At 41.2% G+C, this 16794-nt stretch carries 17 protein-coding genes; 13 read left to right on the top strand and 4 right to left on the bottom strand.

Annotation, left to right across the window (positions count from 1 at the left end):
• Nucleotides 1–129: 129 nt before the first annotated feature.
• Both BMW59_RS05565 and BMW59_RS05560 read right to left on the bottom strand, forming a co-directional pair.
• The gene (locus tag BMW59_RS05565) at nucleotides 130–375 is read right to left on the bottom strand and encodes a hypothetical protein (RefSeq protein ID WP_245732954.1); all 246 of its coding nucleotides are present in this window, start codon (nucleotides 373–375) and stop codon (nucleotides 130–132) included.
• Nucleotides 376–503: 128 nt separating this feature from the next.
• On the bottom strand, nucleotides 504–1151 hold the full coding sequence (locus tag BMW59_RS05560) for an SDR family oxidoreductase (protein WP_093048478.1): 648 nt from the start codon (nucleotides 1149–1151) through the stop codon (nucleotides 504–506).
• A gap of 134 nt (nucleotides 1152–1285) precedes the next feature.
• On the opposite strand from BMW59_RS05560, the gene BMW59_RS05555 reads away from it, so the two are divergent.
• From BMW59_RS05555 to BMW59_RS05525, 8 genes are all read left to right on the top strand, one after another.
• Nucleotides 1286–2176, top strand: a complete 891-nt coding sequence (locus tag BMW59_RS05555; RefSeq protein ID WP_093048475.1) for a DUF1028 domain-containing protein — start codon at nucleotides 1286–1288, stop codon at nucleotides 2174–2176.
• A 48-nt stretch (nucleotides 2177–2224) separates the two neighbouring features.
• A complete protein-coding gene (locus BMW59_RS05550; protein ID WP_093048472.1) occupies nucleotides 2225–2542 on the top strand; it encodes a YbjQ family protein in 318 nt (105 codons plus the stop codon).
• 67 nt (nucleotides 2543–2609) lie between these two features.
• A complete protein-coding gene (locus tag BMW59_RS21540; RefSeq protein WP_177174196.1) occupies nucleotides 2610–2786 on the top strand; it encodes a hypothetical protein in 177 nt (58 codons plus the stop codon).
• A gap of 322 nt (nucleotides 2787–3108) precedes the next feature.
• Complete coding sequence (locus BMW59_RS05545; RefSeq protein WP_093048469.1) at nucleotides 3109–3741, top strand: hypothetical protein; 633 nt, start codon at nucleotides 3109–3111, stop codon at nucleotides 3739–3741.
• 15 nt (nucleotides 3742–3756) lie between these two features.
• On the top strand, nucleotides 3757–4503 hold the full coding sequence (gene sfsA, locus BMW59_RS05540) for a DNA/RNA nuclease SfsA (RefSeq protein ID WP_093048466.1): 747 nt from the start codon (nucleotides 3757–3759) through the stop codon (nucleotides 4501–4503).
• 106 nt (nucleotides 4504–4609) lie between these two features.
• Complete coding sequence (locus BMW59_RS05535; RefSeq protein ID WP_093048464.1) at nucleotides 4610–5503, top strand: manganese catalase family protein; 894 nt, start codon at nucleotides 4610–4612, stop codon at nucleotides 5501–5503.
• A 270-nt stretch (nucleotides 5504–5773) separates the two neighbouring features.
• Nucleotides 5774–7606, top strand: coding sequence for a PAS domain-containing protein (locus tag BMW59_RS05530; protein ID WP_093048461.1), 1833 nt, complete (start codon nucleotides 5774–5776; stop codon nucleotides 7604–7606).
• A 143-nt stretch (nucleotides 7607–7749) separates the two neighbouring features.
• A complete protein-coding gene (locus tag BMW59_RS05525; protein WP_093048459.1) occupies nucleotides 7750–8829 on the top strand; it encodes an ethanolamine utilization protein EutH in 1080 nt (359 codons plus the stop codon).
• Here BMW59_RS05525 and BMW59_RS05520 read toward each other — a convergent pair.
• Entirely contained in the window at nucleotides 8818–9078 is a 261-nt protein-coding gene (locus BMW59_RS05520) for a hypothetical protein (protein WP_093048455.1), read from the bottom strand. The two genes, BMW59_RS05525 and BMW59_RS05520, sit on opposite strands and share 12 nt — an antisense overlap.
• 223 nt (nucleotides 9079–9301) lie before the next feature.
• Here BMW59_RS05520 and BMW59_RS05515 point away from each other — a divergent pair, with 223 nt between their 5' ends.
• A complete protein-coding gene (locus tag BMW59_RS05515) occupies nucleotides 9302–11002 on the top strand; it encodes a methyl-accepting chemotaxis protein (RefSeq protein ID WP_177174195.1) in 1701 nt (566 codons plus the stop codon).
• 46 nt (nucleotides 11003–11048) lie between these two features.
• Here the strand turns inward: BMW59_RS05515 and BMW59_RS05510 are convergent, their stop codons facing one another.
• A complete protein-coding gene (locus BMW59_RS05510) occupies nucleotides 11049–11441 on the bottom strand; it encodes a response regulator transcription factor (RefSeq protein ID WP_425441254.1) in 393 nt (130 codons plus the stop codon).
• Between the two features lie 377 nt (nucleotides 11442–11818).
• Between BMW59_RS05510 and BMW59_RS05505 the strand changes: the two genes are divergently transcribed.
• The 4 genes from BMW59_RS05505 to BMW59_RS05490 all read left to right on the top strand — a co-directional run bounded on the left by BMW59_RS05505 (nucleotide 11819) and on the right by BMW59_RS05490 (nucleotide 16725).
• Nucleotides 11819–12955 carry a BMP family lipoprotein gene (locus BMW59_RS05505; RefSeq protein WP_093048446.1) on the top strand — a complete coding sequence of 379 codons (1137 nt, stop codon included), beginning with the start codon at nucleotides 11819–11821 and terminating at the stop codon, nucleotides 12953–12955.
• Nucleotides 12956–13171: 216 nt separating this feature from the next.
• The gene (locus tag BMW59_RS05500; protein ID WP_093048443.1) at nucleotides 13172–14698 is read left to right on the top strand and encodes an ABC transporter ATP-binding protein; all 1527 of its coding nucleotides are present in this window, start codon (nucleotides 13172–13174) and stop codon (nucleotides 14696–14698) included.
• Nucleotides 14699–14706: 8 nt separating this feature from the next.
• The gene (locus BMW59_RS05495) at nucleotides 14707–15759 is read left to right on the top strand and encodes an ABC transporter permease (RefSeq protein WP_177174194.1); all 1053 of its coding nucleotides are present in this window, start codon (nucleotides 14707–14709) and stop codon (nucleotides 15757–15759) included.
• Nucleotides 15760–16725: an ABC transporter permease gene (locus BMW59_RS05490; protein ID WP_093048438.1), complete on the top strand. Its 966-nt coding sequence runs from the start codon at nucleotides 15760–15762 to the stop codon at nucleotides 16723–16725. It begins immediately after the preceding gene.
• Nucleotides 16726–16794: the final 69 nt, after the last annotated feature.

The raw sequence follows: 16794 nt of genomic DNA, 5'->3' as shown, positions 1-16794 counted from the left end.
GCCCCACGGAAAGCGTCCGCCGGTAGTGATGAGATCGTGAGATATCTTACTTTTCTTTTAAAAAAGGCTGTTGAGAATACTTTCTCAACAGCCTGAGGACTTGAAAAAGTCCTCTTTAAAAATCCTTAATTATTTCTTGTGGCTGCCGCCCATTTTTTCAAAAATAAAAGCAATTGAGCGGTAAATGCTGAACAGCACCACCGCGGCGAGCAGAGAGCCTGCCATGTAGCCTGCTGTAAAATTCCTTGATGCAATCCATTCTTCGTTTGTGCCGACAAAAATGCCAACTGCAACGGCTGCACCTAGGAGAGCGAAAACTATAATTATATTTATTCGTTCCTGTTTAGACATTTCTTTAAGCTTTAATGCTACCATCAAAATCCCCCTCTGAGTCTTACTTGTAAATTTATTATAATAGCAATCCTTTAAGGGTGCAATTTGGAAAAAAGAGGAATGTTGGAGAGAAGTAAAGGGAACGCCGGCTGAGGCGTTCCCTTTATCTTTTATTTGAATGATTTAAGTGCTGTTCCAATGGCTTCATCACCGCTGAGTATCTCGATGACGCTGTGGTTTGTTTCTTCAATGGTAAGAGAGGCGGAAGCTACAGCTGCCACATCTTCTCTTGGAATATCTGAATCTGTGTTATCAAGAGATGTTTTTGCAGTTATTTTACCGCGGGCCGGTTCGTTCACCAGTTTGCCCGGGCGCAAAATAGTGTAGTTCAGAGAACTGTTTCGCAGTTTGTCATCGGCATCTTTTTTCGCTTGCATATAATGCTCAAGTTCTTCCGGTCCTTCTTCAGGGTGATCCGCACCAAGTGCGCTAATCATAATATACCTTTGGACACCAGCTTTTTCGGCCTCTTCAATCGACTTGATAGCTCCCAGTTTATCTACATCTACTGTTTTGTCTTTACCCGTGTGAGGGCCGGAGCCGGCAGCGAAGATAACTGCATCTGTATTTTCAAATGCGTGGCTGAAATCTTCTTCCAGGTTCCCGATGACAATTTCCTCAGCCCCCAATTCTTCCATAGCCTGGCGCTGGTCCTCATCACGGATCATCGCTTTTGCTTCATGAATCGTGCTTAATCCTACCATTCTGACGGCATGTCTGCCTACTTGGCCATTTGCTCCAATAATTAATACTTTCATCCGAATCTCTCCTTTCACTATCCACTAATTCCCAACCGTCATGGGCGTTAAACCTGATTAAATAATACTTTTAATTGACGTTTTCATTTTCTGAAGATTATGATAGAAAAAAAGAGAAAGCAGGTGGAAGAGATATGATAAAAAACTGGCCGGAAGTAGCGACTTTTTCAATTATAGGGTTCGATCCGGAGACAAAAGAATGGGGAGTAGCAGTCCAGTCCAAATTTCTTGGTGTGGGAGCGGTTGTTCCATGGGCAGAGGCATGTGTCGGGGCAGTGGCTACTCAGTCTTTTGCAAATACGGCTTTTGGACCTGAAGGACTGGCTTTGCTGAAAAAAGGCCTTGCGCCTGAAAAAATAATAGAAGAGCTTATTAAAGAAGACCCTGACCGTGAATTAAGGCAGTTCGCAGTGATGAACAGTAAAGGTGAGACAGCCGCTTATACAGGGGAAAACTGTTACCACTGGGCCGGGCATCAGGCAGGTACATACTGTACAGCCCAAGGGAATATACTAGTAAGTGAAGATACTGTCCAGCAATTAGTTAAAACGTTTGAAAGTGCTTCTGGCTCCCTTGCTGAACGCCTTGTAGAAGCTTTGGATAAAGCGCAGGCTGCAGGCGGTGATTCAAGAGGAAAACAATCTGCTGCCCTGTTTATCGTTCAGGATAAAGGAGGCTACGGCGGCTATAACGACCGTAAGTACGATTTAAGAGTAGATGACCATAAAGAACCTATTAAAGAACTGAGAAGGCTTTATGAGCTTCATAAGCTGTATTTTTCACAGCCGGCGGAAGAAGATCTCCTTCAGCTTGAAGGCGACGTGCTTAAAGAAGTTCAGCAGCTGCTTGCCAGCAACGGTTTACTGGAACGCGCCGAGGACACTTATACTGACCATGTAAAAAAACAGCTGAAAACTTATTATATGCAGGAGAATTTCGAAGAACGCTGGAGAGATGACCATTTGATCGATCCGCAAATTATTACTTATATGAAAGAAACCGCAGACCAAAAAGAAACTTTATAGGTGTATTTTGCGTATAAGAAGTAATAAATGTTCCGAGGAGGAATGGAAATGATAGTGGTAAACACCGAACACATAGCTGGTATGGAAATTGAAAAGCATCTGGGAATTGTATCAGGCAACACCGTTCAAGCTAAGCATATCGGAAAAGATATAGTAGGCGGCCTGAGAGGGCTGGTCGGCGGAAAGATGAAAGAGTATGAAGAAATGTTTAATGAAGCAAGGGATATTGCTGAAAAAGAGATGATTTCCCAGGCAGAAAATCTTGGTGCAGATGCTATTGTTAATGTCCGGTATACGTCTTCTTCTATCATGTCCGGATCCTCTGAAGTGATGGTCTACGGCACGGCTGTTAAATTAAAAGAGTAAATTGTTTCGCAAAGTATATAAAGCGGGAAAATAAAGATAAGTATGTTAACGTAAGGAGAGAATACACATGGATGTTATGCAGCCGCTTATCTTTATAATAATGGCTTTCCTGTTGATTTTTGTTTTCATAAGCAAAATACCTGACAACAGCTCATTAAAAAAACCCGCTTATTATCTGGCAGGCATCGTATTAACTTTAACAGTATTTATAATAATAGCAGGCCTTATCCCCGTCCTGAATTAAAAAACCTCTGCCCGTGAACTGTACGGGCAAAGGTTTTTTTAGTGGTAATTTCTGGGGGGTCTGACCCCGAATTATTTGTCGGATAACGTCGGTATTTGTTATACGGTAGAGTTTCGCATTTATACGGTAGAGTTGTCCGGTTATACGGTAGAGTTCCACTATCATACGGCAAAGTTCTACCTCTATACCCTCTGATAGCGGGACTAGAATGCTGATAATTAGGGAAAAGAAAGAAAAAGATAATAGGCATATAGACATTAAAATTGAGGTTTGAGTACAATGGAACTTAAAGGCAGCTTGAATGTGTGAAAGGAGACGGAATATGAAAAAACAGCTTTTGTGGCTAGTCATACTGGGATTGGTGGTAGCTGCCGCGTGCAATGGTGGTAATGGCCCAACTGAAACAGAACAGGATATAACTGAAGATAATGAGGCTGAAGAAGAAAACAGCGTTCCGGAAGACAATGAACCAGAGGAAAACGAAGGTGAAGAAGAAGGGAATCAGCCGGTTGTATCTGAAACCGATGCAGGAGATTTTATGCTTAGGCTTGTGTCAGAAAAGGCAATTTATGATGCGGAAGAAGAAGTTCAATTAAAAGGTAAACTGAAGTATATCGGAGAAGCTGAAGAATTGGAAATCATACATCAGGAAAGTCCATTTAATTTTGAAATGATTGAAATAACCAGGGGGGCAGAACTTCCTTATCCATTAAAAGAGATTGAGCAAACGAGTACTCTGGACCAGAACCAGTGGTATGAAGAAGAGTATATTAAACGAATCGCTTACAGTCTGGACGATAAACATGCCGATTTTTATCAGACATTTATGAACGAGACCGGATTCCCGCCGGGAGAGTACGAAATAGAACTAAGAACGGACTTTGCTGTTACGGTAGAGGAAGTGCCTGAGAACCATACTTATACCACTTCTATTGTGATTGAAGTCAGAGAGTAGAGAAGGAGGATAATCATGTCACTTGCCTCGTTCGATTTTTCACCTTCGATGACACTTTCATATTTTGCAGAGCGGCCGAACCGTTTTATAATCACGTGCATACTTGCCAGTAAAGGCACCGAAATAGAAGCACATCTGCCTGATTCAGGAAGGCTGACCGAACTTCTTAAGCCGGGAGCAGAAATTTATTTATTACCAAATAACAACCCTGAAAGAAAAACGGCGTATTCAGCAGTCTGTGTTAAAAGGCCTGATGGAAAAGGGTGGGTATCTCTTAATTCCACTGTTCCTAACAGGCTTTCAGGCCTTGCGCTGAAAAATAATCTTCTTCCGAGTTTCGAGAAGTGGAATTATGTACGTTCAGAATATACAAAAGGGAGATCAAGGTGGGATCATTTACTTGAAACCGACAGCGGAGAAAAAATGGTGGTGGAAGTAAAAGGCGTCACCTTGACTGATAACAATCAAACGGGCTATTTTCCTGATGCAGTTACTGCCAGGGGGACAAAACACGTGCTTGAATTGATTGATATAAACGAGGAAAAAGGCTGGCATGCAGCGTTACTTTTTGTGGCACAGCGAAGTGATATAAAGGAATTAAAACCAGCTGATTGGATCGACCCGGCTTTTTCCCAAGCTATGAGAAAAGCCGGGAGCGCAGGAGTTCTGACAGCTGCCTGCCGTTGTGACGTATCGCCGCAAGGCATGCGTTTGACTGATGAAATTCCTGTAATCCTGGATAAGTCAGCTGATAAGTTTTAATGCTCTTTTCCCTGCAGCATGTTTTTGTGATGGGCCAAGTTCAGATGAGCATATAGATTATATGCAGTGAAAGCAGACCCACACTAAAACTTGCAGGAGGGGTTAGATGTTTACGCGTATTAACAAGCTTCAAATTGAACTGCCTATGCCTAAAAGCCCGGACGCAAATGGAGCAGCGGCCGTTCAGGAATTACTCGGTGGAAAATATGGCGAAATGTCGACGTTGAACAACTATATGTTCCAGTCATTTAATTTCAGGCAAAAAAAGAAATTTCGGCCGTTTTATGAGTTAATTGCCAGTATTACAGCTGAAGAATTGGGCCACGTGGAGTTAGTTTCTAATACAATCAATCTCATGATTGCCGGAACCACTTTTCCAGGAGATCCTGATATCACACCGATGCAAAATGCCAAAGATAAACGAAATTCTTACCACTTTATTCAAACTGCCCAGACATCTTTGCCCGGCGATTCAATGGGAAGGCCATGGACGGGAGATAACGTCTTCAGCAGCGGAAACCTCGTCCTCGATTTACTTCATAATTTTTTTCTCGAATGCGGAGCACGCACTCATAAAATGAGAGTCTATTCCATGACGGATAATCCTGTCGCACGTGAAATGGTCGGATACCTGCTTGTAAGAGGCGGCGTTCATATTCTGGCTTACGCAAAGGCGCTTGAAGTAATAACAGGGGTGGATGTTAAAAAAATGCTGCCGATTCCCAATTTGGATAACAGTAAGTTTGAAACTGCGAGAAAGTTTGAGGCGGAAGGTTCTCAGAGAAAATTATATACATTCAGTGCGGAAGATTATAAGCAGATTGGCCAAATATGGAAAGGCGTACATCCAGATGGCGGTCAGCTTGAAGTGATACAGGGAACCCCTGAAGGAGGCCCTGTCCCCGACCTTGAAGAGGTACCTGAGGAATTTGCGCCTGGGATTACGGAAGATATGTTTCAGGAAATTGCTAAACGCCTTCAACGGTCAGCTGGAATATAGAATAGCAAATTATGACACGGTTTTTATCGAAAAACCGTGTTTTTTATCGGATTTTGCGGAGATAAACCGAGAAATAATCTGTAAAAATTTAAAAAAAATCATAATTAATTATAATTTTTTGGTAAGATAGGAATAGATTGACTCTTATTGTACTTATCAGAAAGTATAATTTTTCATTTATTTAAAATTTGTATGCGCTTCAGCAAAAATTTTCGCCAATAAACTTTAAGATAAGTCACGTTTTTCATATGGACCATAGGGGTGACAAGCATGAAAGCTGATAAACATCATATATTGCAAAATGATATTCTCTCGCTTATAGGACAAGAAGAAGACCGGGAAGGGGTCGTATCTTCTTTTGCAAGTACGATGGATCTTCTGTCTGATGGAGTTATGTATCTTAATTCCCGCTGGGAAATTCAATACATAAACAAATCAGCAAAAAAGTACCTTGGAAAAGACAGAAATTATCTGCTTGGAAAAAATATATGGGAGGAGTTTCCAGGTCTCGTCCGTACGTTCTTCTATGAAGCTTTTTACCATTCCCTTATGAACGAGACGCCGGTAGAGTTTGATGAGTACTACTCAGCTAATGATACGTGGTTCCATGTTAAGGCCTATCCGAAACAAGGAGGGCTGTTAATTGTCTTTCAGGATATTACCCAAAAACATTTAGCGATGGAAGTGGTGGAAGAAAGCTACCGGACCCTTTTTCAAAAGCATCCTGACGCTGTATGCTCAGTTGATATGGATGGTAATATGCTTGCGGTGAATTCAGCGTTTCAAAAGTTATTTCCAATAAATGAGAAACTATTGCTAGGAAGCAATTATTTAGAGTTTGTTCCGGAAAGTAAGAAACATATCCTTAAAAGCCTGTTTAACTATGCAATTAACGGAAAACCCCAAGCAGCGGAATGTAATTTTTCGGGGAATGTTACTAAACCATTCCATCTCTTAATTACAGCTTTGCCAATTATTGTTCAGTCAAATATTATCGGTGTCTACGGCATTATTAAAGATATAACGTCAGAACGGGAAAGCTTGGAGAAATACCGAGAAGTTTTCAAAACAAATGAATTGATTCTGGAATCGGTTAAAGAAGGGATTGCAAGCTTTGATAATGATTTTAACGTCATTATGTGGAATCAGGCAGCAGCTGAAATGACAGGTTATTCAAAGGAAGAGTTGGATGAATATACGCTTGGCCGGCTTTTTAACAAAGATAAAAATGTGATGTTAAGAGATATATGCCCGGATGTCAGCGATTTGTCTAAAGAGACGGTAGTCCGTAAAAACGATGTGTCTATTTTCAGGAAAGACGGAAAGCCTTTGATTATAGAATACGTCATGACGCCTATGGTAATGGGCGAAAAAGTGGTAGGGACAGTGTTTACATTCAGGGATGTGACAGAAAAGAAGAAATCAGAAGAACTGCTTTACCAGTCAGAAAAATTATCTGCCGTTGGGCAGCTGGCTGCTGGAATCGCCCATGAAATACGCAACCCGCTGACATCACTGAAAGGGTTTCTTCAATTAATCCAGATGAGCGGGGAGGGCAAACAGGAGTATTTCGATATTATGAATTCTGAATTTGCCCGAATAGAACAAATTTTGAATGAGCTTCTTATCTTATCTAAACCCCAGACTTCAGCCAAAGCAGTCTGCTCATTAAACTCGCTGCTTGACCATATCGTTACACTCCTGAATACTCAGGCGATTATTAAAAATATTTATATTTATATAGAAGAAGAGACGGAAGATCTGAGAATCCGCTGTATCAGCAACCAGATTAAGCAGGTTTTTATGAATTTTATTAAAAATGCTATTGAGGCAATGGACAATGGAAAAATAACGGTCTGCCTGAAAAAAGAGAAGACATTTGCGGTGGTAGAGATTATTGACGAAGGATGCGGGATTCCTGAATCTATGCTGTCCCGTGTTGGTGAGCCTTTTTTTACGACTAAGGAAAAAGGGACCGGACTGGGTCTAATGGTTTCTTACCAGATCATAGAAGATCATGATGGCGACATAGAAGTTGAAAGTACAGAAGGCGTAGGTACTAAATTTACAATTCGTCTTCCCCTTTACCTTGAAGACTGCTGAAATTAATCCGATGGATAGAGGGAAGAGGTGTACATGCATTCGGTTTTTCTAAAGCTGGCCGTTAATCTGTGACTTTATAAATGACCACTATTCCACACGGATAAGTGGTTTATTTTTAATACTTAAATATCCGGGGGAAAACAATGTGGATCAATTCAATAATTATCTGGACCCTGATTTTTTTTATGTTTGTTGGAATTGCAGATAAAACCACGGGTTACAAAAAAGGATACGGAAAGGCGTTTGATGAAGGGTTTCATGCGATGGGGCCTCTTGCTCTGGTGATGGTAGGTATGATTTCCTCGGCCCCGGTTATAGCAGAAATAGTCAGACCGGTTATTACGCCGGTTTTTTCGATCATGGGCGCTGATCCCGCAGTTTTTCCCGGTATGCTGCTGGCCATAGATATGGGAGGCTATCCTTTAGCTTTGGAGCTGGCTGGCAGCGAGGAAGCGGGTCTTTTCTCCGGTATCATTCTTTCTACAATGCTTGGCCCTACGTTTGTATTTACTATACCAGTAGCCTTAGGACTTGTAGGCAAAAAAGAATACCCTTTTTTGGCAAAAGGGATCATGATAGGACTTATCCCAGTCCCTGCAGGGGCTTTTATAGCTGGGGTTATAGCAGGTTTTTCACCTTTGTTTCTTCTTCAGCAGTTAATTCCTATTATCTTATTTACAGGAATAATTATTGCCGGACTTTTATGGGCAGATAAATTAATGATTCAGTGTTTTATTATTTTGGGGAAAGGCATTATTGGTTTTTCGGCTGTTGTGCTCGGAATTGTAGCAGTACAGGAGTTAACAGGGAGCGTGCTGATCAGCGGGCTGACTCCTTTTAAAGAATCCATGGAAATCATCGGGCTGATTGTATTAGCTTTAGCAGGTGCTTTTCCACTCGTTCATTTCCTTAAAGAGAAAGCCATTCCATTTTTCAAACCGCTGATTCAGAGAAGCGGAATAGGTGACATGGCCTGGGTAGGGCTCACTGCTTCATTGGCACACAGCATTCCTATGTATAAAAAATTACATGAATTAGATAATAAAGGAAAATTAATCAATGTTGCTTTTTCTGTCAGCGGGGCGTTTGTATTGGGCGGTCATTTAGGTTTTACTGCTGCCCTCGAACCGCATATGGTAGTGCCGATGGCAGCAGGTAAGCTGTCTGCAGGGATAATATCAATTATTATAGCTGTATATATATCGGATAACTCAGTCAGATGAAGCGGCTGTTTCTAAGGATTTATTTTTATTCACCGAATCAGAATTATACGGAATTTCTTCATTATTAACCGGCTCTTCAGGAATGTTGTTTTGGTGTCCCATTAAAGCCTTCGAGGCTTTTTCCTCGTGCCTGGTTATCTTACTTGTATATTTTTCGGTGCCGTAATAATACCCTTTCGCTTCATACCACATGGCCCAAAAACAGTGCCATTTATATTTGTAATAATCTTTACTGAATTTTATCTCCATATGAATAACCCTCCTCTGTTGATTTATATCTTGCTTTTATCATATGCATTCCCGATATAAAAAAATAAAAACAAATTATGCCAGAGTATATAAAAGTCCTGCTTTTATATACTCCTTTTTTATGGTGTTGATTAGGATAATATACACATGCAAAAAGAACCATGATATAATGAAAACGATTTCAAAATCTGGGGGAAGAAGGGACCTTATGAGAAAATTAAACATGAAACACTTTTCTCTGACACGAAAGTATGGCATTGTTTTTATTTTTACAGCAGGTTTATTTTTAGCTTCTGCTCTATTTGTTGCTTACGCATTGAATAATGTACAGCAGGATGTAGAGGAGATGGAAAGAAGCGGTGAACGCGCAGTCATTTTAACGGATATGGCTCAATTATTTGAAGAGCGGTACGCCCTGCTGCTGGAGTATCTTTTTATACCTGAACCCGGGGTAGAAGAAGCGTTTGCTGAAAATGGTGAAGCTTTTACAGAGCTTTTGCATGAAATTGAGCCCTACCTGGATACGGAGGAAATGCAGAGCCTTATCAACCTTGTGAGAGGAAATGCGGCTGACATTAATGAGCTGTTTTTCAGTCAAGCTTATGAAGTCGCGGGAGATACAGATAATCTGGTTTTTATTAACGTTATTAAAGACAGAGGAGAAACGATTAAAAACAGAAATGTTTATTCTTTGCAGCAGTTAAGGCAAATGGTCGATGAAGAAAGAGCCCAGGCAGCAGATTCAACACACCAGAGTCTCTACTGGTCTTCCAGCTTATTGCTGTTTTCATTTTTAATTTCTTTAATACTTGCTGTTTTGTTATTGCTGATTATAAGCAGGAATGTAAAAAAACGGCTATCCGTCATGATCGGTTACAGCAGAAAAATAACCTCCGGAGAGTTGGATATCGAAAACCTCCATGATGAAAGCAGGGATGAGTTAGGGCAGATTTCACATGCACTGGATGAATTAAAGGAACGTCTTGCTTTAATGATGGGGCATATTAGTGAAACTTCCACAAACGTTAAAAATAAAACTGACTTTCTTACTGAATTTACTGACCACCTCAAAGATAACAGTTTGAATGTCCATTCAAGTATGCAAACATTACTCGCCGGAATAGAAGAACAAAGCCAGTCTTTCGTAGACATATCTGAATCAGTAAGTATTAATTCAGACGAAATTAATCAGCTGCTGGCAAGCAGCGAAAAAATGAATCAGTCTGCAAAAGAAATTGCTGAATTAACAACGGAAGGCAACAGAAAAATGGAAGCTTCAGTGAACCAGATAGAAAACGTCCGTGATGTAGTGGACGAATCGAATTATCAGGTGAAAGTGCTGGGCGAACGCTCTCAGGAAATTTCAAGATTTGTGAAGAGCATTAAAGATATTGCCGAGCAGACTAACTTACTGGCGCTGAACGCTTCAATTGAAGCAGCGCGTGCCGGCCAGCACGGGAGAGGATTTTCGGTCGTTGCCGGTGAAATACGTAAATTGTCAGAAGAAGTAGCGGTTGCAGTAAGAGAAATCACAAGCATTGTGAATAAAATACAGCATGATACTGGAGAAGTGGGGAAAGCTTTGTCAAACGGGGCTATTCAGGCAGGACAGGGAGTTAATCAAATACATGAAACAGGCAGTTATTTCAAGCAAATATTTGACCGTATAGGAGAAATGGAAAAGCTTGTTTCTGATAATACTGATTCAGTTTTTAAAGTAAACAGGCAAAGCGGAGAAATTAGCCAGGTTATAGAAAGGACGACACAAACAGCGTTGGAAGCTTCGGAAAAAATCGAACAGGTTACACATACTATTGACCAGCAGCAGCAGCAGGTGGAAGAAGTTGCAGCAAATTCGGAAGATCTGCAGGCTACCACTTTGCAGCTGAACGGTTTGATCAGCCAATATCATAAAGTCAGTTAAAAAAAGTGTCTCACAGCCATTCAGGTAATGTGTGAGACACGCCGCATCAAACTTTTGTAGTTGTTTTAGTATTTTCGTCTAAATATTTATATAGTATATCCCGAATCACAATTTCACTTATAGGTTTCTGAATAAACGTATAAGCTCCAAGGTATAATGCCTTGCGTAAATGAGACTGCTGCGAGCAGGAAGACGTCATAATCACTTTTATCCCGGGATTGATTTGGACGATCTCTTTTAAGGCTGCGATACCGTCTTTATTCGGCATAATAATATCCATAAACACAAGGTCGGGGTTTAATTTTCTGCAAAGCGAAACAGCTTCTGATCCGTCTTTTGCTTCAATTATGGTCTGGACGCCTATAGAAGCCAGTGTTTCTTTCAGCTGTGTCCTCACAAGTTCCGTATCATCACACACCAGGACACTAAGTTCTTTCAAAATCATCCCTCCCATTTTGGTGATAAAGTCTTTGTATGTAATCTTAACATAATTTGGACAAGAAGAGGGTTAAAAAATCATTTATGTAAGCGGTTCATTAAATTGTAAAACAAAATATAAATTTCTTCAAAAAAACTATTTATTATCTCTAAAAATAATGATATATTTATCACGAATCAAAAAACGTTGATAAAAGGAGAAGTTTGACAGTTGAAGTTGTCAGACATCGTACCAATAAATAAACATATAATCCCTTTTTGAAAACGTTTTTAAGATTATATTTTTCTTCATTTTATGTCATAATAGTGGTTGAACTGTCATCATCTAACATACATATTTGATGGCGGACAAAATACAATTTCAAGGGGGATTTACAGATGAAAAAACGTTTCATGATGCTCATGTCTTCTGTTCTGGCAGCCGGGACACTTCTTGCTGCGTGCGGCGAAGGCGATGAGGACACAACTCCTGTCAATGACGGGGGAAACAATAATGAAAACGAAACGGCAGAAGGCAACAATGAAGCTGCAGGGGATGATGAAGGTTTCTCTTCTAAAATGGTAACTGATACCGGCGGTGTAGATGACCGTTCATTTAATGAATCTGCTTGGGCAGGTTTGACGGCTTTCGGTGAAGATTACCCTGAGGCAGACGTGGATTATATCCAGTCAAATGATGCTTCTGACTATGCTCCTAACTTAAACAGGCTTGCTCGTGAAGGGACAGATATTACTTTCGCAATCGGTTTCTTAATGGAAGATGATATTCGTACAGTGGCCCAGCAAAATGAAGATCAGCAGTTTGCAATTGTAGATACTGTAGTAATGGGAGACGACGATGAGCCTGTTTCTAACATTGCTAATATTACCTTTGCCGAGCATGAAGGTTCATTCCTTGTAGGGGTGGTTGCCGCTATGCATACTGAGACCAATGAGGTTGGTTTTATCGGTGGGGTTGAAAGTCCTCTTATCAAAAAGTTTGAAAACGGCTTTAAAGCTGGTGTGAAATACGTAGACTCTGATATTGAGGTTAATGTTCAATACGCCCAGGACTTTAATGACGCATCCCGCGGTCAGCAAATCGCTGATACGATGTATGCAGGTGGCGCAGATATTATTTATCACGCAGCCGGCGGTACTGGAAACGGACTCTTCACGGAGGCAATTGACCGTGCCCGTAACGGTGAAAATGTCTGGGCTATCGGTGTAGACCAGGATCAGGCTCTAACCGAAGGTGAATGGGATGAAGGAAACGTTATTTTAACTTCTATGGTTAAGCGTGTAGACGAAGCAGTATACCAGGTGTCTGAAGATACAATGAACGGTAATTTCCCTGGCGGAGAAATCCTGGAATTCGGTCTGGAAGATGATGGAGTTGGAATTGCGGAAACACGCGATAACGTCTCTGACGAAGCAATCGAAGCAGTGGAAGACTATGAGGAAATGATTATTAACGGGGAAATAGACGTTCCTGAAACAGATGAAGAGTATGAGGATTTCCAAAGCTCACTTTAATTTAAACAGATCTATTTCTTTTAAATAAGTTTCGAACTAAAGGCTAGTCTTGTACTAGCCTTTGTTCATACACAAAGAAGACTCTTATAGAGAATTGGCACAGGAATTCAGTTCGGTCTCTCGTCATTAGAAAGACGGAATGCAGGGCGAAAGGTCCGGCCGTAAGCCATGTCAAAAAGACACGTTTTTCTTATGAGTACGATAGGAGTGTTTACATTGGAATACGTAATCGAGATGAACAATATAAGAAAAGAATTTCCCGGTATCGTTGCCAATGACAATATTACATTGCAGGTCAAACAAGGCGAAATTCATGCATTACTGGGCGAGAACGGGGCGGGGAAATCAACCTTGATGAACGTCTTGTTCGGTTTGTACCAGCCGGAAAAAGGCGAGATTAAGGTGAGAGGTAAAAAAGTTGAAGTCACAGACCCCAATGTGGCAAATGACCTGGGTATCGGAATGGTCCACCAGCACTTTATGCTCGTACAGACTTTTACTGTTACAGAAAACATTATTCTGGGCAGTGAACCGGTGAATAAAGGAACTATTGATCACCGGAAAGCGGTTAAAGATGTAGCTGATATATCTGACCGTTACGGCTTAAAAGTAGATCCGAATGCTAAAATTGAAGATATTTCAGTAGGTATGCAGCAACGTGTTGAGATATTGAAGACCCTCTATCGCGGCGCAAATATACTTATTTTTGATGAACCAACAGCAGCATTGACTCCTCAAGAAATTAAAGAACTTATTCAAATTATGAAAAATCTTATCAATGAGGGAAAGTCTATCATTTTAATTACCCATAAATTAAAAGAAATCATGCAAGTATGTGATCGCTGTACAGTCATTCGGCGCGGTAAAGGAATTGGTACGGTTGACGTGGCAGATTCCACAGAAAACAGCCTGGCTGAAATGATGGTTGGACGGGAAGTCAGTTTTGAAGTAGAAAAAGAAGCAGCAAAACCAAAAGACAATGTTCTATCCATAAAGGATTTACACGTCGAAGATGCAAGGGGAATAGGTGTCGTTAACGGACTGAACCTGAACGTAAAAGCAGGGGAAATTATAGGGGTAGCAGGTGTAGACGGGAACGGCCAGACAGAATTAATCGAAGCCATTACCGGTTTAAGACAAGCTAAAAGCGGTACAATTAACGTCTCCGGTAAGGATATTACGGCCTTTAAACCACGTAAAGTAACTGAAGCAGGTGTAGGCCACATTCCGCAAGACCGTCATAAACATGGCTTAGTGCTTGAATTCACGGTAGGAGAAAATATATTACTACAAACTTATTACCAAAAGCCTTATACGAAAAATGGTGTCTTGAATTATCCTAAAATGTACGAAAAAGCACGTGAATTAATCGAAGAATATGACGTCCGCACACCGAACGAAAAAACAATGGCGCGTTCTCTATCAGGCGGAAACCAGCAAAAAGCAATCATTGCCCGGGAAGTTGACCGTTCACCTGATCTGCTTATTGCGGCCCAGCCTACCCGCGGACTCGACGTGGGAGCTATTGAATTTATTCACCGTAAGCTAATAGAAGAAAGAGATAAAGGGCGTGCTGTGCTTCTCGTTTCATTAGAGCTTGATGAGGTGCTTAACGTAAGTGACAGAATCGCCGTAATATATGAAGGTGAAATCGTAGAAATAGTTAATGCAAAAGAAACTGACGAAAAAGAGCTAGGTCTTCTTATGGCTGGCGGTAAAAAGGAAGCGGGTGAGCCTAAGTAATGACAAATATGTTTAAAGGAAAACTCTTCGGAATAATGATTCCTTTGATTGCCATTGGATTCGGTTTCCTTGCCGGCGGAATCATTATGCTCATCAGCGGAAATAATCCGATTACCGGTTATGTCGCTTTAATTCAAGGGATATTTGGAGATATCTATTATTTTGGTGAAACACTCCAGCGGATGACACCGTTAATTTTTTCTGGGCTTGCTGTTGCATTTGCTTTCAGAACAGGGCTTCTGAATATTGGTGTTGAAGGCCAATTGATTGTAGGCTGGTTTGTGTCTGTACTTGTAGGAATTGTGATAGAAGCTCCTATGATTATTCATTTACCACTGGCAATTCTTGGCGGAGCTCTTGCAGGTGCATTATGGGGTTTTGTACCAGGGGTCCTAAAAGCCCGGTTTCAGGTACACGAAGTTATTGTAACGATTATGATGAACTATATCGCCATGCACGTGGTGAACCACTTTATAAGAAATTATATGTTAGAGTCAGGGCAGAGAACGGCATTTATTAACGATTCAGCTTCCCTTTCTTCAGATTATTTGTCAGCTATAACTGACTTTTCACGTCTGCACTGGGGATTTTTAATTGCTATAGCAGCCTGTTTTCTGATGTGGTTTATTTTATGGAAAACAAAGAAAGGTTTTGAACTTCGTTCAGTTGGATACAACAAGCATGCTTCCTCATATGCAGGAATGAATGTAAATTTGAATATTATCCTTTCTATGTCTGTTTCCGGCGCGTTTGCCGGGGTAGGCGGAGCTATGGTAGGGCTGGGAACTTATAATTATGCTAATATTTTGCCTGGGTTTACGAATTTAGGGTTTGATGGAATTGCCGTTGCCTTATTAGGATCTAGCACTTCCATTGGTATTTTCCTTTCAGCCTTCTTATTTGGCGGCCTTAAAGAAGGGGCAAATAACATGCAGGGTCAAGCTGGGGTTGCTCCTGAACTTGTTGAAATAATCATTGCTTTAATTATTTTCTTTGTAGCTTCAAGCTATCTGATTCGCTGGATCTATAGCCGTGTGCAAAGCAAGAAGGAGGGGAAATAAATGGATATGACGTTACAGATCCTTTATACCATTGTACCGGCTGCCCTAATCGCAGCTACCCCTTTACTTCTTACTGCAATGGGCGGTTTGTTCAGTGAACGTTCAGGGATTGTAAATATTGGCCTGGAAGGTCTCATGGTGATGGGTGCCTTTGCTGGTATCGTCGGCACTTTATTTTTTGAATCTCTTGGTTTTGGTTTTGCGTCGCCATGGATGGGAATATTGGTAGCAATTGTGCTGGGAGCCATTTTTTCTCTTTTCCATGCCGTAGCCTCGATCTCACTCAGAGCGGATCAAATAGTGAGCGGTGTGGCTCTTAACTTTCTGGCAGTCGGTTTAACCGTTTTTATTGTCCGTGAAGTGTTTGATAAGGGACAAACTGATACGATTTCAGCAAGGATTTTTAGAATCAACGTTCCGTTTTTAAGTGATATACCTATTATAGGTCCAATGTTTTTCTCGAGAGTTTATCTTACAACTTATATCGCCTTCGCTCTGGCCATCCTTGTATGGTATGTTGTTTTTAAAACACCATTCGGTCTTCGCCTGCGATCAGTAGGTGAACATCCAATGGCAGCAGACACGATGGGTATTAAAGTTAACCGTATGCGGTACATCGGTGTAATGCTGAGTGGAGCGTTCGGAGGCATGGGTGGTGCTGTTTATGCAATTACTACAGCCGGTAACTTTGCCGGAGGGACAATTACAGGACAAGGGTTTATGGCGTTAGCAGCCCTCATATTTGGTAAGTGGCATCCGTTTGGTGCAATGGGTGCGGCTGTGTTCTTCGGGTTTGCTCAGGCCTTAAGTATCTCGGCCCAGCAGATTCCTGGCTTGGAAAATGTCCCTCAAGTATATATGCTTATACTGCCTTATGTTTTAACCATTCTGGCTCTTGCCGGGTTTGTTGGTAAGGCTGAACCTCCAAAGGCTCTCAACCAGCCTTACGAAAAAGGCAGCCGATAACAAACACCATCAGTTCCTTTCTGAAAGAAAACGTACCAGCAACATGCTGGTACGTTTTTTTACACAGGT

This window comes from Salipaludibacillus aurantiacus, assembly GCF_900111295.1.
GTDB classification, from domain to species: Bacteria; Bacillota; Bacilli; order Bacillales; family Salisediminibacteriaceae; genus Salipaludibacillus; species Salipaludibacillus aurantiacus.
Note: the sequence above shows the minus strand (reverse complement) of the source record. Positions and strands in the feature narration are given on the sequence as shown.